This window comes from Klebsiella sp. TF21-TM (genome assembly GCF_019753495.1).
GTDB lineage: Bacteria > Pseudomonadota > Gammaproteobacteria > Enterobacterales > Enterobacteriaceae > Klebsiella > Klebsiella quasipneumoniae.
The window spans coordinates 245,339-268,543 of sequence record NZ_JAIJYL010000001.1 but is presented as its reverse complement, the minus strand read 5'-3'; the positions used below and the strand labels follow the sequence as shown (position 1 = coordinate 268,543).

At 52.1% G+C, this 23,205-nt stretch carries 22 protein-coding genes, 1 tRNA gene and 1 pseudogene; 10 read left to right on the top strand and 14 right to left on the bottom strand.

Features of this window, described 5'->3' with window-relative positions; genetic code table 11:
• Window positions 1–5: 5 nt before the first annotated feature.
• On the top strand, window positions 6–1,307 hold the full coding sequence (locus K5R89_RS01375; RefSeq protein ID WP_217259126.1) for a TRAP transporter large permease: 1,302 nt from the start codon (window positions 6–8) through the stop codon (window positions 1,305–1,307).
• 188 nt (window positions 1,308–1,495) lie between these two features.
• Here the strand turns inward: K5R89_RS01375 and K5R89_RS01370 are convergent, their stop codons facing one another.
• The 4 genes from K5R89_RS01370 to trmB form a co-directional block, all read right to left on the bottom strand.
• Window positions 1,496–2,503 carry a DUF1202 family protein gene (locus tag K5R89_RS01370; RefSeq protein ID WP_064158001.1) on the bottom strand — a complete coding sequence of 336 codons (1,008 nt, stop codon included), beginning with the start codon at window positions 2,501–2,503 and terminating at the stop codon, window positions 1,496–1,498.
• Between the two features lie 110 nt (window positions 2,504–2,613).
• Window positions 2,614–3,333, bottom strand: coding sequence for a DUF2884 domain-containing protein (locus tag K5R89_RS01365; RefSeq protein ID WP_032428990.1), 720 nt, complete (start codon window positions 3,331–3,333; stop codon window positions 2,614–2,616).
• Window positions 3,334–3,383: 50 nt separating this feature from the next.
• Window positions 3,384–3,710, bottom strand: coding sequence for a YggL family protein (locus K5R89_RS01360; protein WP_023291003.1), 327 nt, complete (start codon window positions 3,708–3,710; stop codon window positions 3,384–3,386).
• Complete coding sequence (gene trmB / locus K5R89_RS01355) at window positions 3,710–4,429, bottom strand: tRNA (guanosine(46)-N7)-methyltransferase TrmB (protein WP_004205192.1); 720 nt, start codon at window positions 4,427–4,429, stop codon at window positions 3,710–3,712. The genes K5R89_RS01360 and trmB overlap by 1 nt, the downstream gene beginning before the upstream one ends.
• Window positions 4,430–4,565: 136 nt before the next feature.
• Here trmB and mutY point away from each other — a divergent pair, with 136 nt between their 5' ends.
• The 4 genes from mutY (at window position 4,566) to K5R89_RS01335 (ending at window position 8,502) form a co-directional block, all read left to right on the top strand.
• Entirely contained in the window at window positions 4,566–5,624 is a 1,059-nt protein-coding gene (gene mutY / locus K5R89_RS01350; protein ID WP_017899765.1) for an A/G-specific adenine glycosylase, read from the top strand.
• A gap of 27 nt (window positions 5,625–5,651) precedes the next feature.
• The gene (locus tag K5R89_RS01345; protein WP_004105744.1) at window positions 5,652–5,927 is read left to right on the top strand and encodes an oxidative damage protection protein; all 276 of its coding nucleotides are present in this window, start codon (window positions 5,652–5,654) and stop codon (window positions 5,925–5,927) included.
• A 48-nt stretch (window positions 5,928–5,975) separates the two neighbouring features.
• A complete protein-coding gene (mltC, locus tag K5R89_RS01340; RefSeq protein ID WP_002916629.1) occupies window positions 5,976–7,058 on the top strand; it encodes a membrane-bound lytic murein transglycosylase MltC in 1,083 nt (360 codons plus the stop codon).
• 190 nt (window positions 7,059–7,248) lie between these two features.
• The gene (locus K5R89_RS01335; RefSeq protein WP_049014214.1) at window positions 7,249–8,502 is read left to right on the top strand and encodes a nucleoside permease; all 1,254 of its coding nucleotides are present in this window, start codon (window positions 7,249–7,251) and stop codon (window positions 8,500–8,502) included.
• A gap of 43 nt (window positions 8,503–8,545) precedes the next feature.
• Here K5R89_RS01335 and K5R89_RS01330 read toward each other — a convergent pair whose 3' ends face one another.
• Window positions 8,546–10,684 carry an ornithine decarboxylase gene (locus K5R89_RS01330; RefSeq protein WP_023291006.1) on the bottom strand — a complete coding sequence of 713 codons (2,139 nt, stop codon included), beginning with the start codon at window positions 10,682–10,684 and terminating at the stop codon, window positions 8,546–8,548.
• A gap of 419 nt (window positions 10,685–11,103) precedes the next feature.
• Here K5R89_RS01330 and K5R89_RS01325 point away from each other — a divergent pair, with 419 nt between their 5' ends.
• Together K5R89_RS01325 and K5R89_RS01320 are read left to right on the top strand one after the other, a co-directional pair.
• Entirely contained in the window at window positions 11,104–11,817 is a 714-nt protein-coding gene (locus tag K5R89_RS01325; RefSeq protein ID WP_023291007.1) for a DUF554 domain-containing protein, read from the top strand.
• A gap of 105 nt (window positions 11,818–11,922) precedes the next feature.
• A tRNA-Phe gene (locus K5R89_RS01320) sits at window positions 11,923–11,998 on the top strand.
• A 222-nt stretch (window positions 11,999–12,220) separates the two neighbouring features.
• Here the strand turns inward: K5R89_RS01320 and K5R89_RS01315 are convergent.
• From K5R89_RS01315 to K5R89_RS01295, 5 genes and pseudogenes are all read right to left on the bottom strand, one after another.
• Window positions 12,221–12,760, bottom strand: a pseudogene (locus K5R89_RS01315) (site-specific integrase); the annotation flags it as partial.
• 59 nt (window positions 12,761–12,819) lie between these two features.
• Entirely contained in the window at window positions 12,820–12,966 is a 147-nt protein-coding gene (locus K5R89_RS01310; protein WP_254242769.1) for a hypothetical protein, read from the bottom strand.
• Between the two features lie 103 nt (window positions 12,967–13,069).
• Window positions 13,070–14,827, bottom strand: a complete 1,758-nt coding sequence (locus K5R89_RS01305; RefSeq protein WP_217259127.1) for a P-loop NTPase fold protein — start codon at window positions 14,825–14,827, stop codon at window positions 13,070–13,072.
• Between the two features lie 66 nt (window positions 14,828–14,893).
• Complete coding sequence (locus K5R89_RS01300; protein ID WP_217259128.1) at window positions 14,894–15,472, bottom strand: hypothetical protein; 579 nt, start codon at window positions 15,470–15,472, stop codon at window positions 14,894–14,896.
• A complete protein-coding gene (locus K5R89_RS01295; protein ID WP_217259136.1) occupies window positions 15,459–16,211 on the bottom strand; it encodes a PFL_4669 family integrating conjugative element protein in 753 nt (250 codons plus the stop codon). Before K5R89_RS01295 ends, K5R89_RS01300 begins: the two co-directional genes overlap by 14 nt.
• A gap of 161 nt (window positions 16,212–16,372) precedes the next feature.
• Between K5R89_RS01295 and K5R89_RS01290 the strand changes: the two genes are divergently transcribed.
• Complete coding sequence (locus K5R89_RS01290) at window positions 16,373–17,155, top strand: hypothetical protein (RefSeq protein ID WP_064189590.1); 783 nt, start codon at window positions 16,373–16,375, stop codon at window positions 17,153–17,155.
• 113 nt (window positions 17,156–17,268) lie between these two features.
• On the opposite strand, the gene K5R89_RS01285 is transcribed toward K5R89_RS01290, so the two are convergent.
• The 3 genes from K5R89_RS01285 to K5R89_RS01275 all read right to left on the bottom strand — a co-directional run bounded on the left by K5R89_RS01285 (window position 17,269) and on the right by K5R89_RS01275 (window position 19,278).
• A complete protein-coding gene (locus K5R89_RS01285) occupies window positions 17,269–18,363 on the bottom strand; it encodes a hypothetical protein (RefSeq protein ID WP_217259129.1) in 1,095 nt (364 codons plus the stop codon).
• Window positions 18,364–18,367: 4 nt separating this feature from the next.
• Window positions 18,368–18,910, bottom strand: a complete 543-nt coding sequence (locus K5R89_RS01280) for a hypothetical protein (protein ID WP_064189588.1) — start codon at window positions 18,908–18,910, stop codon at window positions 18,368–18,370.
• A gap of 173 nt (window positions 18,911–19,083) precedes the next feature.
• Complete coding sequence (locus tag K5R89_RS01275) at window positions 19,084–19,278, bottom strand: hypothetical protein (protein WP_254242770.1); 195 nt, start codon at window positions 19,276–19,278, stop codon at window positions 19,084–19,086.
• A gap of 445 nt (window positions 19,279–19,723) precedes the next feature.
• Between K5R89_RS01275 and K5R89_RS01270 the strand changes: the two genes are divergently transcribed.
• Both K5R89_RS01270 and K5R89_RS01265 read left to right on the top strand, forming a co-directional pair.
• The gene (locus tag K5R89_RS01270; protein ID WP_165454422.1) at window positions 19,724–21,100 is read left to right on the top strand and encodes a cystathionine beta-synthase; all 1,377 of its coding nucleotides are present in this window, start codon (window positions 19,724–19,726) and stop codon (window positions 21,098–21,100) included.
• Between the two features lie 10 nt (window positions 21,101–21,110).
• Window positions 21,111–22,259: a PLP-dependent aspartate aminotransferase family protein gene (locus K5R89_RS01265; RefSeq protein WP_087826667.1), complete on the top strand. Its 1,149-nt coding sequence runs from the start codon at window positions 21,111–21,113 to the stop codon at window positions 22,257–22,259.
• Here the strand turns inward: K5R89_RS01265 and K5R89_RS01260 are convergent, their stop codons facing one another.
• Window positions 22,260–23,171 (bottom strand): LysR family transcriptional regulator, encoded by a 912-nt coding sequence (locus K5R89_RS01260; RefSeq protein ID WP_044524712.1) that lies wholly within the window; start codon window positions 23,169–23,171, stop codon window positions 22,260–22,262.
• Between the last annotated feature and the right edge of the window lie 34 nt (window positions 23,172–23,205).

Below are 23,205 nucleotides of genomic sequence, written 5' to 3'. Positions count from 1 at the left end.
CACTCATGGATAGCTATATTGCACTGACGCTGTTTGGCGCTTTCTTTATTCTGGTTTGTATTGGCGTTCCCATCTCCTTCGCCATCGGTATCGCTACCGTTGGTTCAATGCTGCTGATGTTTCCCTGGGATATCGCGGTGATTACCGTGTCTCAACGCCTGGCGAACGGGCTTGATAACTTCGCGCTGCTGGCCATCCCCTTTTTTATCTTTGCCGGAACCCTGATGAACAGCGGCGGGATTGCCATACGTTTAATCAATCTGGCGCAGGTGATGGTCGGACGCGTGCCGGGCTCTCTGGGCCACGTCAACGTGCTGGCCAATATGATGTTCGGCTCGATTTCCGGTTCAGCCGTCGCCGCCGCCGCGGCGGTAGGCGGCACGCTCAACCCCATTCAGACTCAGAAAGGCTACGATCCGACCTTTTCCACAGCGGTAAACGTCTCATCCTGCATCACGGGTCTGCTTATTCCGCCGTCAAACGTCCTTATTGTCTTTTCCCTGACAGCTGGCGGCGTCTCGGTGGCCTCGCTGTTTATGGCCGGTTATCTGCCGGGCATCCTGATGGGCCTGGCTATTATGCTGGTCTGCGGCTGCATCGCTAAACGCCGCGGCTATCCGGTTTCCGAACGGCCGACCTGCGCCCAGGCGGCAAAGGCCTCTTTCGATGCTCTGCCCAGCCTGCTGCTGGTCATCATTGTGATGGGCGGGATCCTTGGCGGCATTTTTACCGCGACGGAAGCCTCTGCCATCGCCGTGGTCTACACCTTTATCCTGTCGGTACTGATCTATCGGGAAGTGAAGTGGCGCGATCTGCCGAAGCTGATTCTGGAATCGGTAGTCATGACCTCTATTGTGCTGCTGCTGATTGGCTTTTCCGTGGGCATGTCGTGGGCGATGACCAACGCCGACATTCCCTACATGATAAGCGATGCGCTAATGGGGGTGTCGGAAAACCCGGTGGTGATCCTGATGTTGATAAATATCGTGCTGCTAATCGTTGGCATTTTTATGGATATGACCCCAGCTGTGCTGATTTTCACGCCGATATTTCTGCCCATTGCTGAGGATTTAGGCATGAATCCGGTTCATTTCGGCATCATGATGGTCGCTAACCTGTGCATCGGCCTGCTGACCCCGCCGGTAGGCAGCGCGCTGTTTGTCGGCTGCTCCATTTCAGGAGTGAAAATTCAGCAGCTCATCAAACCGTTGCTGCCGTTCTACGCCGCCCTGCTGATCGCGCTGATGATGATTGTTTATATCCCGCCGATCTCGCTGTTTATTCCACAGCTGCTGGGGCTGATGTAGGGTTTTGCCCAAGAGAAGGGGCTCTCCTCCCTGAGGAAAAACGAGCGTTAGCCCCCGTGCTAACGCTTCTGCCCGGGCGGCGCTTAGCGCCCTGCCCGTCAGGCAAAAATCTTCAATATCAGAACATTGTGTCATCCGACAAGCCTATACCCGCCAGGCGCAGCCGGGCCATTCCGAACCTGATTCGGCTACTTAAGGACCCCGTCGCGGCGCATCTTCTCCAGCCCCTCCTGCCAGTATTTTTCGTCGCGAGCCAAATCCCGATAGCGTATCTCCAGCGCCATCAGCTGAGCGCTCAGTTCGCCTTTTTGCTTCTGCAGCGGCGCTATCTTTTTATCGCGCGCGGCCATCTCCGCTTTGATATTTTCACTCATCTCTTTATGCTGGCGATAATAGTTACGCTTCTGCTCATTCAGCACAGCATCGCGCTCGGCGCGCAGCGGCCCGGCATCGCAAACCGCTTTTTTCTGACAGGCGGTCAGGGCGGGTTCATAGATAGTTTTGTAGTAATGATTCTCGAATTTCAGCGGATCGTTTTGCCGATCTACTTCATACATTTTTTCCAGCATCGCCTGCTGCACGTCGCTGCGATCGAGCGTCTTGCCGTTCGCATCCGTACCCCATGAACGGTTAATCTGCTCCTCTAACGCGGCGATCTCGGTTTTCAGCGCATCCTGTTGCCCTTGCAACGTCTTCATCGTGGCTTTGCTGGCGGCAAAGCTGGCGTTAATTTTGGCAAATTGCGCCATAAATTTGTGGTCATTAACGATCAGGTTTTTACTTTCATCCCCTCCGATTTCCTTCAAGGTTCTCCCGCCCCTCTTCGCCGCCATTTGCAGCGAAAAGAATTCGGTCTGCCAGCCGGAGTCTTTGGTCCCTACCGAGGTCATCATGGCGGAGAATTTTACCGGCCGCCCCCTGGTCCAGACTCGCTCATAAAAAAAGTAATCTCCCGCGACGCCGACGCAAATATAGAGATCTTCCGCGGCGGCCATATCGCCTTCCAGCATATAGGTCGCCTGATTTCCCCGGGCGTCGAGCTGCTTTAGCGTCACACTTTGCAAGCGCATAATCCCGCCAGTCTGTTCAGCAAACTGCTTTTTCACCACGTCGTCTGTTGGCGTGTTGGCATCCGCCAGCACGTAACAAGGGGAAGCGATCATCAGGACGGTGAGCGTTTTCCATGCCTCTTTCATCAGCAAATTCCTTTTATGAATACAGCAGGCATCATAAGGCGTTCGCCACCGCAGGCAGGATAAATGAAATCTGATTTTGCTACCTGCGGACGCAGGTAGCGGGATGTCGCTTACTTTAACGAGCCCACCAGCGCTTTGCGGCTGTCCTCAAGGGAGACCACTCGGCTGCAGACGTCTTTACCAAACTGCTGGAAATCGGCCTCCTGGTTTTTCCACTCGTCCTGAATCGCGGTTTGCAGACCGCCGAGGCTGCCGAGAATGCCCTGCAGCGGGTTGCCGCCGCCTTTGAGCACCGCTTTCGCCCCCATCTCGTTAATGCTGTCCTGCAGAATGCCGCCCATCGCCTGATTCACCAGCTGCTGGCCGTCGGCGCGCACCTGGTCGATGGCTTTATAGTGGAAGGTCAGGCCATCGCTGCGGCGCTCAATAATGCGGTTCATCTGTTCTTTCAGCTGCGCGTCCAGCTTAGTCAGACGACCGTGCATACTGCTGTCGGCGCCGACCTGTTCGGTAATGATTTTATCCAGCGCCTTGCGGCCTTTTTCGACTCGCGAACGCGCGCCTTCGTCAATCCACGGCAGGCTGCTGCGCAGACCGGCCTGATAATCCTGGGCCTGCTCGCGCTGGGCGGCGCTGAGGGCATAGGCCTTGCCGTTAAAGGTCAGGTTACCGTCCGGTTTGATCACCAGATTGCCATTTTCCCCTTTCACCTGGACCTGCTGCGGGGTGAGGATCACATCGTCACGCGGCGTGACGCTACACTGGTAGTCTGCATGGGCAGACAAAGCGGTGACGGAGAGCGCCACCGCCAGCAGCGTTTTACGCATCATAAAACTCCCTTAAGACAAAACGGGCCGGCAGTTGCCGACCCTTGTCAAACTTAGTCCCACCAGACGTCAAAAAGTTCGCTGGTGCGCACATCCTCTAACTTACGCGCTTCCAGCCATTGGCGCACGATGGCCTGATGCTCTTCGGTACATTTACCGATCTCCTGCATGCAGATCAGCCCCTCCCAGGAGAGATAGCCGCTGCCGTCAAAGGCCAGCTTGTTCGGCTCAATCACCTCTTCGATCAGATCGTTGACCGTCTGGTCGATCTGTTCTTCGCTGGTCCCTTCCGGGAAACGCCAGGCGACGGAGAAGCCTAACTCCTGAAACTCGTCGATATGCATTTTTTTCCGCAGACGACGGCTACGATTCTTGGCCATTATTTCACCCTCTCGAACATTAAGTCCCATACGCCGTGGCCGAGACGATGGCCACGCTGTTCAAATTTGGTTACCGGGCGCGATTCCGGGCGCGGTACGTAATCGTTGCTTGCCGACTGGTTACGGTATCCTTCCAGCGAGGACATCACTTCCAGCATATGGACGGCATAGGCTTCCCAGTCGGTCGCCATATGGAAGACGCCGCCGAGCTTCAGTTTACTTTTCACCAGCTCGGCGAAAGGCGGCTGCACGATACGACGTTTATTATGGCGCGCTTTGTGCCACGGGTCAGGGAAAAACAGCTGCACCATATTCAGCGAGTTATCCGGAATCATAGTGTGCAGCACTTCCACCGCATCGTGACACATCACGCGCAGGTTTTGCACACCTTCTTCTTCGGCCGAGGCCAGACAGGCGCCGACGCCCGGGGAGTGCACTTCGATGCCGAGGAAATTCTGTTCCGGTTTGGCTTTTGCCATCGCCACCAGCGAGGCGCCCATCCCGAAGCCAATTTCGAGGGTGACCGGCGCTTCGCGGCCAAACAGGGCGGCGAAATCGAGCGGCGCATCGTTGAATTCAACGCCCATCACCGGCCAAATGTTATCCAGCGCATGCTGCTGCCCTTTCGTCAGGCGGCCCTGGCGACGGACGAAGCTACGAATACGGCGCAGCGGACGGCCGTTTTCATCAAATTCCGGAGAGATGACGTCGTTTTTCATAAAAGTTAGGTCTGCTAGTGAAAGTGTTCGGAAAACGGGCATTATCCAAAGTTACCCGGCGGATGCAAGGGTTTACAGCCACTCGGCCTTGTGCTGCAATCTGCCACCCTGTAATCGCGATCCCGGAGCCGTAGCTTTGACTTTTCTCGCCACGCAATTTTCAGCCCAGGTCCTGGACTGGTACGACAAATACGGGCGTAAAACCCTGCCCTGGCAAATCGCCAAGACGCCCTACAAAGTATGGCTCTCCGAAGTGATGTTGCAACAAACCCAGGTGACCACGGTTATCCCGTATTTTGAACGCTTTATGGCGCGTTTCCCCACGGTGGTCGATCTCGCCAACGCGCCGCTGGATGAGGTGCTGCATCTGTGGACCGGACTGGGTTACTACGCGCGGGCGCGCAACTTACACAAAGCGGCGCAGCAGGTGGCAACGCAGCACGGCGGCGAATTCCCGCAGACCTTTGACGAAGTGGCGGCGCTTCCCGGCGTCGGGCGCTCAACGGCGGGGGCCATTTTATCCCTTTCGCTCGGTCAGCATTATCCGATTCTCGACGGCAACGTGAAGCGCGTGCTCGCCCGCTGCTATGCTGTCAGCGGCTGGCCGGGGAAAAAAGAGGTGGAAAAACGGCTGTGGGAGATCAGCGAAGCGGTCACGCCGGCGAAAGGCGTGGAGCGCTTTAACCAGGCGATGATGGACCTCGGGGCGATGGTCTGCACCCGCTCGAAGCCGAAGTGCGAACTGTGCCCGCTGAGCAACGGCTGCGTGGCCTACGCCAATCATTCATGGGCAGAATATCCGGGCAAAAAACCGAAGCAGACCATTCCGGAACGCACCGGCTATTTCCTGCTGATGCAGCACGGCGACGAGGTGTTTCTCGCCCAGCGTCCGCCGGTGGGCCTGTGGGGCGGATTGTTCTGTTTTCCGCAGTTTGCCGACGAAGCGGGCCTGCGCGAGTGGCTGGCACAGCGCCAGATTAAGGCCGATAATCTGACGCAGCTCACCGCTTTTCGCCACACTTTCAGCCATTTCCATCTGGATATTGTGCCGATGTGGCTTACAGTGCACTCATCTGGCGCATGCATGGATGAAGGCAACGCACTCTGGTATAACTTAGCGCAGCCGCCGTCGGTCGGTCTGGCGGCCCCCGTGGAGCGTTTGTTGCAACAGTTAAAAGCCGGAACGCCGGTATAAATTTTCGGCTATCAAAGAGGATTGATTATGAGCAGAACCATTTTTTGTACCTTCCTGCAGCGTGAAGCGGACGGCCAGGATTTTCAGCTGTATCCGGGCGAACTCGGGAAGCGCATTTACAACGAAATCTCCAAAGAAGCCTGGGCGCAGTGGCAGCACAAGCAGACCATGCTGATCAACGAGAAAAAGCTCAGCATGATGAACCCGGAGCACCGCAAGCTGCTGGAGCAGGAGATGGTGCAGTTCCTGTTTGAAGGGAAAGACGTGCACATCGAAGGCTATACGCCGCCGGAAAAACAGTAAGGGCCCTGCGGCCTTTTAAAAACAAACACAACACGCACGCCCGGAATGATGAAAAAATACTTAGCGCTCGCGCTGATTGCGCCGTTGCTCGTTTCGTGTTCCAGCTCCAATAAAAAAGGCGCCGAATACAACGAGGCCTGGGTCAAGGATACCAACGGTTTTGATATCCTGATGGGCCAGTTTGCCCACAACATCGAGAACATTTGGGGGTACAACGAAGTCCTGCTCGCCGGGCCGAAGGACTACGTCAAATACACCGACCAGTATCAAACCCGCAGCCACATCAACTTCGATGAAGGGACAATCACCGTCGAGACCATCGCCGGCACCGATCCGCGCGGACGACTGCGCCAGGCGATCGTCAAAACCCTGCTGATGGGCGATGACCCCAACTCCATCGACCTCTATTCCGATGTCGATGACATTCAGATCTCCAAAGAGCCGTTCCTCTATGGCCAGGTGGTGGATAACACCGGGGCATCGATTCGCTGGGAGTGGCGCGCCGCGCGCTTTGCCGACTATCTGCTGCAAACCCGCCTGAAGAGCCGCAACAACGGCCTGCGCGTGGTCTACAGCATCACCATTAACCTGGTGCCGAACCACCTCGACAAACGTGCGCATAAATACCTCGGCATGGTGCGTCAGGCCTCGCGTAAGTATGGGGTTGATGAGTCGCTGATCCTCGCGATTATGCAGACCGAATCCTCCTTTAACCCTTATGCGGTCAGCCATGCCGACGCCATGGGGCTGATGCAGGTGGTCCAGCACAGCGCCGGCAGAGACGTCTTCCGTTCCCAGGGTAAATCGGGCCTGCCAAGCCGCAGCTATCTGTTCGACCCGGCGAATAACATTGACACCGGTACCGCCTACCTGGCGATGCTGAACAATGTCTACCTCGCCGGCATCGATAACCCCACCTCGCGTCGCTACGCGGTGATCACCGCCTATAACGGCGGCGCCGGCAGCGTGCTGCGGGTCTTCTCCAGCGATAAAGTCCAGGCGGCGAATATCATCAACAGCATGGCGCCAGGGGACGTCTACCAGACCCTGACTACCCGTCATCCTTCGGCGGAATCGCGCCGCTATCTGTATAAAGTTAACACGGCGCAGAAAAGCTACCGCCGTAAATAACCCCCTCCTGACACCGGCCTCAGCCCCGCGCTGAGGCCGCGTTTTTTCTGCGCCATACGGTGCAATATCTTTCGGTTTTCTGCGGCAGTTAACAGAAGCCTTCGGTTGGCGAATGATAGAATCGCATCAAAATAACGGGTTTAATGTTATTTTAAAAACATAACAAGCCCATATTCGTGAGGATAACTACATGAATCTTAAGCTGCAGCTCAAAATACTGTCGTTCCTGCAGTTCTGTCTTTGGGGGAGCTGGCTTACCACGCTTGGCTCATACATGTTTGTCACCCTGAAGTTTGACGGCGCAGCAATCGGCGCGGTTTATAGCTCGCTCGGTATCGCCGCGGTGCTGATGCCGACGCTGCTCGGCATCGTCGCCGATAAGTGGATTAGCGCCAAATGGGTGTATGCCGTTTGTCACCTGGTGGGTGCGCTGACGCTGTATCTGGCGGCGCAGGTCACCACGCCGGGCGAAATGTTCCTCGTGATCCTCCTCAACTCACTGGCCTATATGCCGACGCTGGGGCTGATTAACACCATCTCTTACTATCGCCTGCAGTCGGCGGGGCTGGATATCGTTACCGATTTTCCGCCGATCCGTATCTGGGGCACTATCGGCTTTATCTTCGCCATGTGGGGCGTCAGCTTCTCCGGCTTTGAGCTGAGCCATATGCAGTTGTACATCGGTGCGACGCTGTCGGTATTGCTGGCGCTGTTCACCCTGACGCTGCCGACGATCCCGGTGGCTAACGCCCAGCGTAATCAAAGCTGGACGGAGATGCTGGGGCTTAACGCTTTCGCGCTGTTTAAAAACAAGCGCATGGCCATCTTCTTTATCTTCTCAATGATGCTCGGCGCCGAGCTGCAAATCACCAACATGTTCGGTAATACCTTCCTGCACAGCTTCGATAAAGATCCGCTGTTTGCCGGCAGCTTTATCGTCGAACACGCCTCGGTGCTGATGTCGATCTCGCAGATCTCCGAGACCCTGTTTATCCTGACCATCCCGTTCTTCCTCAGCCGCTATGGCATTAAGAACGTCATGCTGATGAGTATCGTGGCGTGGATGCTGCGCTTCGGCCTGTTCGCCTTTGGCGACCCGACGCCGTTCGGCACCGTGCTGCTGGTACTGTCGATGATCGTCTACGGTTGCGCCTTCGACTTCTTCAACATCTCCGGTTCAGTGTTCGTTGAGAAAGAGGTGCGCCCGGAAATCCGCGCCAGCGCCCAGGGGATGTTCCTGATGATGACCAACGGCTTCGGCTGTATTCTCGGTGGCATGGTGAGCGGCAAAGTGGTGGAGTACTTTACCGTCGAAGGGATCACTAACTGGCAGAGCGTGTGGCTGATTTTCGCCGGCTATTCGCTGGCGCTGGCTTTTGCCTTCGTGGCGCTGTTCAAATACAAACACGTCAGACAGCCGACCGCCGCGCAGCAGAGCGCGTGATCGGCAAAAGTAAAACGCCCCGCCTGTTCGGCGGGGCGTTTTTTTATCCCTTCAACACGTAGCCATACAGCCGCTTAATGCCGTCCGGATCCGTCTCGCTATAGACTCCCTGCAGCTCCGGCGAGAAGCCCGGCAGCATATTGACCCCCTCCTCCAGCGCGAGGAAATAGCGCAGCACAGCGCCCCCCCAGACCTCACCGGGCACCACGCATAATACCCCCGGCGGATACGGCAGCGCCCCTTCCGCCGCGACGCGGCCCTCCGCCTCGCTCAGACGCACCAGCTCCACGTCGCCGCGGATAAATTCGCGGTTGGCATCCTGGGGATTCATCACCACCCGCGGGAAGCTCCGTTTACGGAACATCTCTTTTTGCAGGCTCTTCACGTCAAAGCTGACGTACAGATCGTGCATCTCCTGGCACAACTCGCGCAGGGTATAGTCGCGATAGCGCACCGGATATTTGTTGTAGATGGTCGGCAACACATCGGCCAGCGGCGTATCCGCTTCAATATGCTGTTCAAACTGCCCCAGCATCGCCACCAGCTGCGCCATTTTTTCGGCGCTTTCCGCCGGCGTCAGCAGGAACAGAATCGAGTTGAGATCGCACTTCTCCGGCACGATGCCGTTTTCCCGCAGGTAATGCGCCAGAATGGTCGCCGGGATGCCGAACTCACTGTACTCCCCGCTCTCCGCGTCGATGCCAGGGGTGGTCAACAACAGCTTGCACGGGTCGACAAAATACTGGTCGTCGGCATAGCCCTCGAAACCATGCCAGCGCGCGCCCGGTTCGAAGCTGAAGAAACGACGCTCCCGGGCGATCGCTTCGGTCGGGTGATCCTGCCATGGGCGCCCCGCCACCATCGGCGGAATAAAGGGCTGAATCATCTTACAGTTGGCGATGATCGCTTTGCGCGCCTCGATGCCCAGCGCCACGCATTCGGCCCACAGGCGGCGGCCGCTCTCGCCTTCGTGAATTTTGGCGTTGACGTCCAGCGCGGCGAACAGCGGATAAAACGGGCTGGTGGAGGCATGCAGCATAAAGGCGTTATTCAGCCGTTTGTGCGGACAGAAGCGCGCCTGGCCGCGCAGATGGTTATCCTTTTTATGGATCTGCGACGTCTGCGAGAAACCGGCCTGCTGCTTGTGTACGGACTGGGTGACAAAAATGCCCGGATCGTCCGGCGTCAGCTCCAGCAGCAGCGGCGAACAGTCGGCCATCATCGGGATAAACTGCTCATAGCCCACCCACGCCGAGTCGAACAGGATGTAATCGCAGAGGTGGCCGATTTTATCGACCACCTGGCGGGCGTTATAGACCGTGCCGTCATAGGTCCCGAGCTGGATCACCGCCAGGCGAAACGGGCGAGCGGCCGTGGCTTTCTCAGGCGCCGCTTCGCGGATGAGATCCCGCAGGTAGCGCTCATCAAAGCAACGCTCGTCAATGCCGCCGATAAAGCCGAACGGATTGCGCGCGGCTTCAAGATAGACAGGCGTCGCCCCTGCCTGAATCAGCGCCCCGTGATGGTTTGACTTGTGGTTGTTGCGATCGAACAGCACCAGATCGCCGCGGGTCAACAGCGCGTTGGTCACAACTTTGTTGGCCGCCGAGGTGCCGTTTAGGACGAAGTAGGTTTTATCCGCATTAAAGACCTTCGCGGCGAACTTCTGCGCATGCTTGGCCGACCCTTCGTGGATCAGCAGATCGCCTAATTTTACGTCGGCGTTACACATATCGGCGCGAAAGACGTTTTCGCCAAAAAAGTCATAGAACTGACGGCCTGCGGGGTGCTTTTTGAAAAAGGCCCCGTGCTGGTGTCCCGGACAGGCAAAGGTGCTGTTATCCATTTCGACGTACTGGGTCAGCGTATTGAAAAACGGCGGCAGCAGACGCGCTTCATAATCGCAGGCCGCCGCTTCCAGCTCGAGCCACTCCTGATCTTTACCGGCGATCACCGCCTGTACCCCCTCCGGCTTATCGACCGCCGTCTCGCTCAGCAGGTAGACCGGCAGGTTAAATCCGCTACGCCTGAGGAGGGCTAGGATACCGCTGCGACTGTCCGCGGCGGTGATGACGACTGCCGCCACATCGGTAAAATCGGTACTGTCCAGCGCCACAACGCGGCGGTGGGTGGACAAGCGGGTGACCAGCTCGCAGCTGGCGGCAATGTGCATGGATTTCATAAGCGCAAATGCCCGTATCGGGAGTGTAAAAATCTCAGACAAGGGAAACCTTGCCCAACGATGTGTCCGGGTCTGACGGATTCAGCTCCGACCGCCGGACATCAGTAAAAGCAGACGCGTCCGATCTTACTGTTGCCCTACAGTGAGCATACGTGTCCTTCACCGCATGGTGAACGGAGGGGTAAGCGTAGCAAGATGAGGCAGCCCACGCATCTGTGCGCGGCGTCGCTGGCGAGGTAATGGCAGTGTCGTCATCGGCGGCCTCATATCAGGGAGGAGAAAATTCGCGCAATCATGGCACCTTTCCCTGACAGGCGCAAGATGAAAACCGTATGCACTTATATCACGGATACACAAGCTTTCACGGCGGGTTAACGTCATAATCAGTCGGTTATCAGGGATATTTAACAGGAGTCAGCGTGGTTACAGGACCTTTTATTAATGCCAGCGCGGTGCTGGTCGGCGGCGTGTTAGGCGCCTTACTCAGCCAGCGGTTGCCGGAACGGATCCGCACATCCATGACCTCAATTTTTGGCCTGGCGTCATTAGGCATCGGTATTTTACTGGTGATTAAATGCGCCAATCTGCCGGTGATGGTGCTGTCGACCCTGGTGGGAACGCTGCTCGGCGAAATATGCAATATGGAAAAAGGCATAAATACGCTGGTCAGTCAGCTTCAGCAGTTGCTGTCATCGAAGGGTAAGAAAAAGGCCTCGGCTCATGACTCCTATATTCAGAGCTATGTGGCGATTATCGTCCTGTTCTGCGCCAGCGGCACCGGCGTCTTCGGCGCCATGCGCGAAGGGATGACCGGCGACGCCAGCATTCTGATTGCCAAAGCGTTTCTTGATTTTTTCACCGCCACCATTTTCGCCTGCACCCTGGGCATTGCCGTCGCCGCCATCAGCGTGCCGATGCTGCTTATCCAGCTGACCCTCGCGGCCTGCGCGGCGATCATTATGCCGCTCACCACGCCGATGATGCTGGCGGATTTCAGCGCCGTCGGCGGTATGCTGCTGGTGGCCACCGGGCTGCGCATCTGCGGAATAAAAATGTTTGCCGTGGTGAATATGCTGCCTGCGCTGGTGCTGGCGATGCCGATTTCAGCGGCCTGGACGCTGTTTTTTGCCTGAAGACGCGTGCTTTTAGCGCAATGTGGTGATAGATTGTTCAGTCTGCTGCAAAACAGATAAATTTCGTTGACGAGGCGCGGCGATTACGGTTTAATGCGCCCCGTTGCCCGGATAGCTCAGTCGGTAGAGCAGGGGATTGAAAATCCCCGTGTCCTTGGTTCGATTCCGAGTCCGGGCACCACTTATTCAAAGCCGGTTGGTCAGTTTTGCAAGATGCAACTCTGACGGACACGAAGGCGAGCCAGTAAAAACACGATGTAACGCTGTTACTTGCTGTTGAAGAAAGGCTCTTGAGAAACAGACTTGTTCACGCAAGTCTGTTTTTTCGCGTCTGATATTTGCAAGAAATCTTTTCAATGTCAAATAATGTAAGTATTTGACGCCATTCCTGAAGTCTTTCTCACTACATCAATTCGGTTTCCAGTATATCCCGCAGGCTATCAACACTTTCATCAATGTATTCCAGCGTTGATGTTATGCTGACATGGCCCAGCAGTTTCTTCACCGCGTATAAATTACGTTCGGGTGATTTCATCATGTGCGTTGCCACCGTATGGCGGAACCGGTGCGGTGTGATCGTGAACTTACACTCCCGGGACAAGCGGCGGAAGAACGCCCTCAGCGGGTACTCGTTCATCACCTCCGGGTACTTACTTTTTCTCATCAGGTCAAACCAGCCCACATTGAATACCTGATCACCCGACTCCATCCCTGCCTCACCGGCTTTTCTGACCAATTCCTCCAGCGACGGATACAACGCTGACACTATCGGCACACGATGCTCCCGATGGTTTTTAGCCCCCTCGATGTTCAGGTCAATCCACCGTTCCTCAAGGTTGATATCGCCCAACCGGATATGCAGAAGCTGGTTCTGCCGTATGGCCGTATAGCGAAAAACATTCATCACCGTTAGCCAGAACCACGCCGGGAGTAGCGCATTTCTGCGACCGTTGAACATACTGCTGTTCCCCTCCCCTGTCTCAGCGTCCCGATGTTGTTCCATCAATCGATATCCGGGGCATCCAGGTAAATCACCTGACCGCTGGAAGCATTTAATGGGGGATGATGGCTGTCGGTGTAGACAATGGTCGCTGCCGGTGTCTGAACAGCAACGGCCAGCAGCGGGATCAAGAACTTTGAAGGTGTCATAGAGCACTCCTGTGATGGGGAAAATCACAGGGTGCGCGGTATTAGAAAAACAAGCTGCAAAAAATTATAACTTCAACATTAAAATTTAATCGACTATTTGCGCTTAAACACCGTCCAACTTAATACCAAACATATTCTCTATTCTAAATCTATTGAAGTCATTTTCACTGGCAATTATTTTTAAAGCAGCGGTGACATTTTCGGTTATGATTGAATATTTTGGATCAGATGATTGCACATTACTAAATTTGAGCAAACCATATCTAATTTTATCGATTAATTCAATTGGATTCGACTTCATCCAACCAACAAGTTCCTCCACTGATACTTGTGATAGATAATCAATTACATCAGAATCCCAACCATTTGACTTCATCAATGCTTCCGCAACTTCGTCAATAGTATGGTTTTTTCCACCCTCAATTAATTCATTAATCTTTTCACGAAGAGGTTTACTCCTAATATCCCGTAGAATCATCCTACTTCTTGCATCTGAAAAATCTCGTGTAGCCCTTAATATTTCACTATACTTTTTGATATAAGATTCAACCGGATAATTGAAGTCTTGCAATATTGAAATCATAGAGTCAAAACTTCTAACATCCACATCGTTTAATTCACAATCTAATATACTAACTAACGCTTCGATAAATGTATCTTTATTATCTACAAAAGATCCATGATAAATGGACCATGCCTGCTGTATTCGCTCCTCTAACCTAGAAATTTTTGCTTCATTATTTTTTTGACTAATTATATCTCTGAATCCATTGCGATCTCTCACATATCCATTTTTTATGAAAAAATCTATCTCATCATCAAAAACAGATTTTCTAAAATTTAAAGAACTTGCTAGACTAGCGTATAACTTTTCTGCTAATGTGTATTCATTTTCTTTTTTACCAGCAAAACTCAACCACGACTTATCCCTTAATAACCTCCGAAACTCTTCATAAGAAAGATCGTCTAAGTGGGTGTAGTAACTCCAGCAAAGTAATGTTACATGCAACACAAACTCATTTCGGACCAAATTGTCAGCATCAGATAAAAAAGGTTCGAAGGAATTAATTGCATTCCTTATTTTTTTTAGCACTCTAATGTTCCTAATATTTAACTTATCAGAAACATTAAATATACACTCATAATGGGAATAACTTTTTGCAAAAACACAATCAAAATTATCCTTTACGACAGGATCATATTTTAATTCTAGGTCAACAATTTTCTCCCTATATTCTTTAAATGTTTTTTTATCATTTTCGTCTGAAAGAGAATCTTCATTAAAGACAAGAATTATTTTACATTTTTTCCTTTGTGCTAACTCATCAATTAAACCCATAATATCCTTTACACTTAGACCGTTCCCCTTTCTTTCCAGATCATCAAAGCAAATAATATAATTATTAACCAAAGCATACTCAAGAGTAGAAACTACACCTAGTGCTTTGTTCACGTATGGAATTGAATCAGCGTGCCGAGACACAACTCCAATTTTAGCAACAGCTTTTTTAATCCAGAAAAAAGCCTGATTTACATAAGTCACAAATAAATTATCTTTTAACCAAGGCACATGATTAAATAGACTACTAGCAGTTTCTAACTGTTTTCTCATCTCATTTTCGACCTGTTCTTTTGAACTGATCGCTTTCGCGGAATGAAAAATACTCTTCTTAATATCTTGAAGAGAATTCTTCCCAAAAAGAGATATATAAGAATATGCAATTTGAGTCAAACTACCACCGTGAGTTTCTATATACTTATTCCAAGCATATGTTTTCCCAACACCCCAATCGCCTTTAATAACCATCACATGATGTTCAGATTTAACAAATGCTTCTAATGATTGTTCTAAATTAATCACACGCCCCCCTTAAACTATATTTTTTTGTAAAAAACAGTATGCCATACCAAAAGCAAATATCACAACTCAGATAAGATTAGCTAACTCTCTAACCAAATAAACCACATCCACAGCATCAGGCATATTGATATACCAGCGTACCCCATGCTTATAATCATCCATCGTAGGCCAGCGCAGACTGCCAGTAACTGTCAGCAGCAGGTTAACCGTTCCCGTCTTCCCCACTACCTGAACGGCCAGGCAGTTATGCCCGGCCACGCGGTGGGGTGAATAAGTAAATGTCGCCTTCTCCCCTACCCATGCACCATCGGCTACTGAAGCGGCAGTCCACCCTCCACTTTGCGTACCGTTGTTACGTAGCTGCGCTACTTCTTCAGCAGAGATAAAGCGGTAGTAGCGTTTTACCCGCGCAGCTGCGGTATCAACATCAACTGGAACACGGTATTCCTGCGCAATTTTGTGGCTGGCCTGCGGTACGCCTTTTGACAACACCGCCGGACCACTGTCTGCCGGTGCGGAACCGATTGAGAAGATCCCGCCGCTAATCTGGTTTATCGCACTGTTGACACTGTCAACACTCGCACACCCACTCAGGCTGGTACTCAGGATGAACAATCCGGTAAAAGCTGTTTTATTGCTGCTCATCCTGCACCTCCTGCTTTGCCGCTTTCTCTTTGCGTGACTGACGTTTGAAGGCGGCTTTCAGCGCCTTAATACTTTCGGCGCTTACCGGCGGAGAAAAGCGGGAACGGCGGGTTCCCAGCAGGATCGCCCTGTCCAGTTCCCCAAATTGTTCGATAGCCTGTCGGGCAATGTCGTTATCTGAGGCAATATCCTGGCGGGTAACGGGATGAGAACGGTAACGCAGAGCAACAGAGAAGATACGACGAATTTGATGGCTACCACGATGTAACCAGGCTTTGCGCTCTTTAAGCGACATCAGGCCGTAATGATGCGCCTGAAAGACACGCAGAATAAGCTGATCAAATCCAACAAGGAGGTAAACGCAGCGGTATCCCAGTGGGGTATGGCTGTGAACGCCGATATTTAGCGGCGCTTTGGAGGTGACCCCGGAAACAGAAGCGTTCGCTGGCAGCATCGCCATCACGGCATCAATATCGTTCAGCCATTTCTGGAGCTGCTGACTGGCTGTCTCCAGTAATGTTTCCACTTCAACCAGGGCCGCATCCGCCCACGGATTATCGGCCAGTGAATCGCGGTTAATCCGGGAAATGAGTCGGAAAAACAGTGGCATCCCGATAAGTGAAGGCTTGCCATCTGAGGCTGGTCGCCCGCTCCAGGTGTTAATAGCATATTGGGTATGTAGCTCGATGCGCAATTCAGAATGCAGCGCACCTACTTTCTTTTCTGTTTTGTCTGACATGGGAATCCATCCGTTGAAAGTTAACGTGATGGAAATGGTCATGGATTTTTGAAACTGATCACAATAAAAAACTATAAAACAATAATAATTAATTCCTCACGGATAGATATCAGTTACAGTAAAGATAGTCGAGCATATTTCTTTACACGGAGTTTTGAATAATGAAATTGAATTTTCATGCAATTTGTCCAAAGTGCAGTCAAAAACAAAGATTTATAGCTTTAGCAATCAGTTCTGAAAATAGTGCTTTGGCGTACGATATTTTTCATCATGATGAGTGGAAGACATTTTGTTTTCATGCTTTCTCAGTTGCAACCTACTGTGACAATTGTAAAAATTACGTTACCGCAAATATTTCGATCAATAATGATAAGATTACCCAAGAATCTACACTTGAAAGTTATGCTAACAAAACACTTACACTATCGGAAAATGAAGATATTATTATTGACTTTGATATTCCCCCTATTGACCCACCCCAATATTTCGAATCTCCTCTAGTTACGTCACCATATGATCTTCTGACCCAAGCCAAAAGTTGCTTTAGAATTAGCGCGTGGGATGCTGTTGGTATCGTCTGTAGAAAGATAATTGATATTGAGACTCAAAAGATATGGAGAATAAACAACCCTTATAACACGGATAAAACCGATAAAGAAAATGAAATGCCTTCATTAGCAAAACGGCTTGAACATCTATTAGTACCAGAGATCAGGGATAATAAAAAGAAAAGGAAAGATATAGACAGAAACGATGTATATAAACATATTGATGTAGAAAAACTTGAGCATCATCTTTTTTATATAGCCGATAGTTTAAGGGAGGAGGGGAATAGTGCTGCGCATGATATTCTAGCTATCGGGCAGGATGCTGCTGAACATGCAATCATTTGTGCAGAGTTATGTCTTGACTTACTTGATAAACATAAAAAAAAATCCGAATAATAAATAGCTCGAAATATATGGGCAATAAAACCATACGTTGCCCATAAAATATCCCATTTATCCCACCTACATAACCATTCTAATTATATTTGACATTATTTTCTGCATATGAATTAAAAACCATGTTTTCTCAACTCACAAAAAACCTTAACAACAGGATCATTACTTTCATTATCCTTATTTAACAATCCTAGAATCGTAGAAGAAATGCCCAGTATCGAGGCCATTGCATTCAGAGTTAATGATGCAGAACAAAAATAAGCCAATCCATAACTACCAATGGATGAGGCAGCTATCCCTTGAGGGAGAAAATTTTTTAATTTATTCTTATCTGTGTTTTTTATTTCATCTAAAATAGCTTTTTCTAAATCAATAGCCATTTCATTAAGATTAATTTCCCCACCAGCATTAATTCTATTAATAAACTCATAATGGAATTTTTTTTCAGATTGAACAATATTTTGGAAATTAGACAGGGAAATATTATCAATAGTCACAAAACCCTCCTTCGCCAGCATATCTTCTGTTAGAAGAGCGCCTAACAGACCTTTGTATGCATAATCTAATGAGGTTTTTGTTAGTATTTTACTAGATGTAATGTTGACTGACATCAATTCATCATAGTTATCTTTAGATTCAGCAATCGTATAAGGGTGTAAGTTGCATTTTTTAGTAATCGACCACAAGTTAATAAATGACATAATACTTACATTAATCTCTACATCATTTTTAATGCATTCGACCATCATTCTCTTCGATTCTTCATGCCACTGAAAAGGAGTGGGTATAATAACGACACGACCAGTCTGAGCAAGAGGTAGTAAGCTAGCCAGCTCAGTAACAACAGTGCATAAATGAGGAATATTAACTTCCGCCAAATCTTTTCTATTTAATATTCTTTCATATAAGTAATCAATTAATACGACACGATCCGATATTAAAAAACCAATCTGCATTGCCCTTTTAAAATCATTAACCAACCCGAACATTCCAGATTGAATCTTAGCATCATGCTTTTGAACACATATATCTATAGCACTATTCGCCCTCTCCCATATAGAACTGAAATGTTCTTTCAAGGCACTCAACTTCTTAACAGACACATCATCAGGAAAAATAATGGCATTCCCATCATTATCTAACTCTATATCAAGACAATTAATTATTCCAGAGATATAATCAATCGTGAATGAGTTGTATTGAACCATGATATCACCAGCTTTTATAGGAGTTTCGTATTTCCCTACCAATTATTTCATTGAATGCTTTCTCTAACTCATCCATCCCTGATTGATCACTAGGGTAGATATCTATTAATTTAATACCTGAAATTGAAAGTTTATTTTGCTCTTGGATTATTTCAGATAAAATATCCTTATATAAAGATTCATTAATCGTCTCGAACCCATCACCAATCCATTTATCCACAGTATATTTCACAACACTATTTATTACTGACACAGGGGCAACTTCATTGCATAAAATACAAACAAAATTCATATTATCAGATAATAGAAGCTCTGTTTCATCGGAAAACATAATTTCAATATGACGCCAGAAATCCTTAGGGCTGAGTTCCCATAAATACTCAAGATAATCCGCTATATAGTCCTGTTGAAACTTTCGCATATTAACTCTATATAGTACATCATGATCACTCATACTCTCGACATCTTTAATTGCATCATTAGGATTCATATCCTTCAAAGTGTCATGATATTCCTCAGTCCAATGATATTTGGTCGAATTACTCACTTTTTTTCCTTATAAATATATTATGTACGTCGTCATTTCACAGCAGTCTTTGGAATGATACATCCCGAGGTAAAGCTCAACAACTACCACTGTTGACACTGTCAACACTGTTAACATTATGACCTGAAATAATGCTCCCGGATCTCAGCCATCACACCGGATCCAAACTCTCTTTAGGCACGTTTGACCTCTTTTTTCCCAGCAAATGGTGGCACTACAACCGATTTTGGCTTTGCAGACGGATGTGCTGCCCCCGTATCACCAACGTTAAACTGCCCTTCCCTTGCCTGTTTAAGGTTCGCCAGCAGGTAGGCCGTGACGTTCCTGACCTCTGTCGCTTTCATGCGGCCAGCCAGATCGTCCAGCATCCGCTGTCCCAGCCCGTCAGGTAACGCGCTAAGTTGCTGCTCCAGCACCACTATTTAAAGAACCCGCCCAAAAGGCGGGTTTTTGCTTTTCTGCATCCGGACTCTCCATCGAACTCCGTTAAGCCGTGATTTCCCTGCTGCGTTTTTCTCCTGGCCAGCCCGCTGCCACTTAACGGCAAGCGCAGGCCTATTCCCCATAGAATCTTTTCGCAAATACATTGCCAGATATCAGATAACACGCTGATTAAAATCGCCTTTTTTTCGCCAAAAGCGGCTAAAAACGCCCTTTTCTGGCAATCGATCCGCCCAGGCGGCTACCCCGCTTTCCCTCCGGATGGCTAAACAGCATCTTATATTCCATTTTGCGCTAAATGACAGAGAAATATTCTTTAAATAACCGATTTCACAGACCTACCATGCAAAAATATCTTAAACGAGTGGGTAAATGGTTATGTCACTGTTTCATTCCGTGAGCGACCTGATCGGTCATACTCCCCTGCTCCAGTTGCACAAACTGGATACCGGCCCCTGCAGTCTGTTTTTAAAACTGGAAAATCAGAACCCGGGCGGCTCAATTAAAGATCGGGTTGCGCTGTCGATGATTAACGAAGCCGAGCGCCAGGGCAAACTGGCGCCCGGCGGGACAATTATCGAAGCCACCGCCGGCAATACCGGCCTCGGCCTGGCGCTGATTGCGGCGCAGAAAAATTACCGCCTGATCCTGGTGGTGCCGGACAAAATGAGCCGCGAGAAAATCTTTCACCTGCGGGCGCTGGGCGCGACGGTGCTGCTCACCCGCTCCGACGTCAATAAAGGCCACCCGGCCTACTACCAGGATTATGCCCGCCGCCTTGCCGATGAAACGCCGGGGGCTTTTTACATCGACCAGTTTAACAACGACGCTAATCCGCTGGCGCACGCTACCTCCACCGCGCCAGAACTTTTCCAGCAGCTGGAGGGCGACATAGACGCCATCGTCGTCGGCGTTGGCTCCGGCGGCACGCTGGGCGGGCTTCAGGCCTGGTTTGCAGAACATTCGCCGAAAACGGAATTTATCCTCGCCGATCCGGCGGGCTCGATCCTTGCCGATCAGGTTGATACCGGACGCTACGGCGAAACGGGATCCTGGCTGGTCGAAGGGATTGGAGAAGATTTCATCCCGCCGCTGGCCAGGCTGGAAGGGGTGCATACCGCCTATCGCGTCAGCGACCGCGAAGCGTTCCTCACCGCGCGCCAGCTGCTGCAGGTCGAGGGGGTGCTGGCCGGCTCCTCCACCGGCACCCTGCTCAGCGCCGCGCTGCGCTACTGCCGGGCGCAAAGCCGTCCGAAGCGGGTAGTGACCTTCGCCTGCGACAGCGGCAATAAATACCTGTCAAAAATGTTCAACGACGACTGGATGCGCCAGCAGGGGCTGATCGCCCGCCCCGAACAGGGCGATCTCAGTGATTTTATCGCCCTGCGCCATGACGAAGGCGCCACCGTCACGGCCGCGCCGGACGACACCCTGGCCGCAGTATTTACCCGCATGCGGCTGTATGACATCTCCCAGCTGCCGGTGCTGGAGGATGGCCGCGTGGTCGGCATCGTCGATGAGTGGGATTTGATCCGCCACGTAAAGGGCGATCGCCAACGCTTCTCTCTGCCGGTCAGTGAAGCGATGAGCCGCCATGTTGAAACTCTCGATAAGCGTGCGCCAGAGAGCGAACTGCAGGCCATTCTCGATCGCGGTCTGGTGGCAGTGATCGCTGACAACGCGCGTTTTCTTGGCCTGGTCACCCGCAGCGATGTACTGACCGCCTGGCGTAACCGAGTCGCACAATAAGGAATTTTTTATGTCATCTATCCACACCCTGAGCGTACATAGCGGAACCTTCACCGACAGCCACGGCGCAGTGATGCCGCCGATTTATGCCACCTCCACTTTTGCTCAGCCGGCGCCGGGGCAGCATACCGGCTATGAATATTCCCGTAGCGGGAATCCTACCCGCCACGCGCTGGAGACGGCGATCGCCGACCTGGAAAACGGCACGCACGGCTACGCGTTCGCCTCCGGGCTGGCCGCCATCTCCACCGTGCTGGAGCTGCTGGATAAGGACAGCCACCTGGTGGCGGTCGATGATGTGTATGGCGGTACTTACCGCCTGCTGGAAAACGTTCGCCGCCGTAGCGCTGGTCTGCAGGTGAGCTGGGTGAAACCCGACGACCTGGTGGGGATTGAAGCGGCGATCCGCCCCGATACGCGCATGATCTGGGTGGAGACGCCCACCAACCCGCTGCTGAAGCTGGCGGATCTCAGCGCCATCGCCGCCATCGCGCGCCGCCATAACCTGATCAGCGTCGCCGATAACACTTTCGCCTCGCCGGCGATCCATCGCCCGCTGGAGTATGGGTTTGATATGGTGGTCCACTCCGCGACCAAGTACCTCAACGGCCATTCCGATGTCGTCGCCGGCCTGGCGGTGGTTGGCGATAACGCTGAGCTCGCGGAAAAGCTTGGCTACCTGCAGAATGCGGTAGGCGGTGTACTCGACCCGTTCAGCAGCTTCCTGACGCTACGCGGCATCCGCACCCTGGCGCTGCGGATGGAGCGACACAGCGCGAACGCGCTGCAGCTCGCCGAATGGCTGGAACAACAGCCGGAGGTGGAGCGAGTCTGGTTCCCCTGGCTGGCCTCGCACCCGCACCATCAGCTGGCGCGCCAGCAAATGGCCCTGCCCGGCGGCATGATTTCCGTCGTGGTGAAGGGCGATGACGGTTACGCCGAACGCATTATCAACAAGTTGCGCTGGTTCACCCTTGCGGAGAGTCTGGGCGGCGTGGAGAGCCTGGTGAGCCAGCCCTTCAGCATGACCCATGCCTCGATCCCGCTGGAGAAGCGCCTGGCGAACGGCATCACGCCGCAGCTGATCCGCCTGTCGGTCGGGATCGAAGATCCTCACGATCTGATTGCCGACTGGCAGCAGGCGCTACGGGAGGAGTGATTATTCCGACGCGCGGGTCGTCGCCAGCGCGTCGGCCATTCCCTCCTGAAGGTGGGCGATAAACTGCGTCAGCTTCGGCAGGGGCCGGCGATCCTGGCGCCAGAGCAGATGCACGGGCCTCGGCTGTGGGGTCCACGCCTCCAGCACCCGCATCAGGCTGCCGCTGGCCAGCGCATCGGCCAGCAGCACCTCCGGCTGCATCAGCAGCCCGGCCCCGGCGATCGCCGCCTGGCGCAGCGCATAGCCATCGTTGCAGCGCAAAACCGCATCGCGCTTCCAGCGCACTTCCCCCTCCATGCCCGGCAGCCGCCACTCGTTGCGGGCGGTCCAGACCGTATGGGACAGGCAGAGATGATCGGCGAGATCTTCCGGCGTCCCTGGCGTTCCGTAACGCGCCAGATAAGCCGGCGCGGCGCAGATCACCATCCGATAGGGCGCCAGATAGCGGGCCACCAGATCCTCCTGATGGATCTCGCCAATGCGGATCGCCAGATCGAAACCTTCATCCACCAGATCGACCATCCGGTTGGTCAGATCCAGTTCCACCCGGACCGCTGGCCAGGCCTGCAGAAAGGTGGCGGTCAGGGGGGCGATCACGCTGGCGCCGAACGAGGTGGGCGCGCTCACCCGCAGGGTGCCGGCGGGCGCCAGCCGCAGCCGCTCAACGGCGCTTTCGGCGATGGAGACCTGCTCCATCACCCGTTTCGCTTCGTCAAAATAGACCCGCCCGGCGTCGGTGAGGCTCTGGCGTCGGGTGTTACGCTCTAGCAGACGCGTCGCCAGCTGGGCTTCCAGATGGGCGATGTATTTCCCGACCATTACCGCCGACAGCCCCAGGCGCGACGCCGCCCCGGTAAAGCTGCCGCACTCCACCACGGCAATAAACGTCTCCATCCCTCGCAGCTTATCCATATTGCTAACCTCTGGTTAGTAATGTTCTAACTTT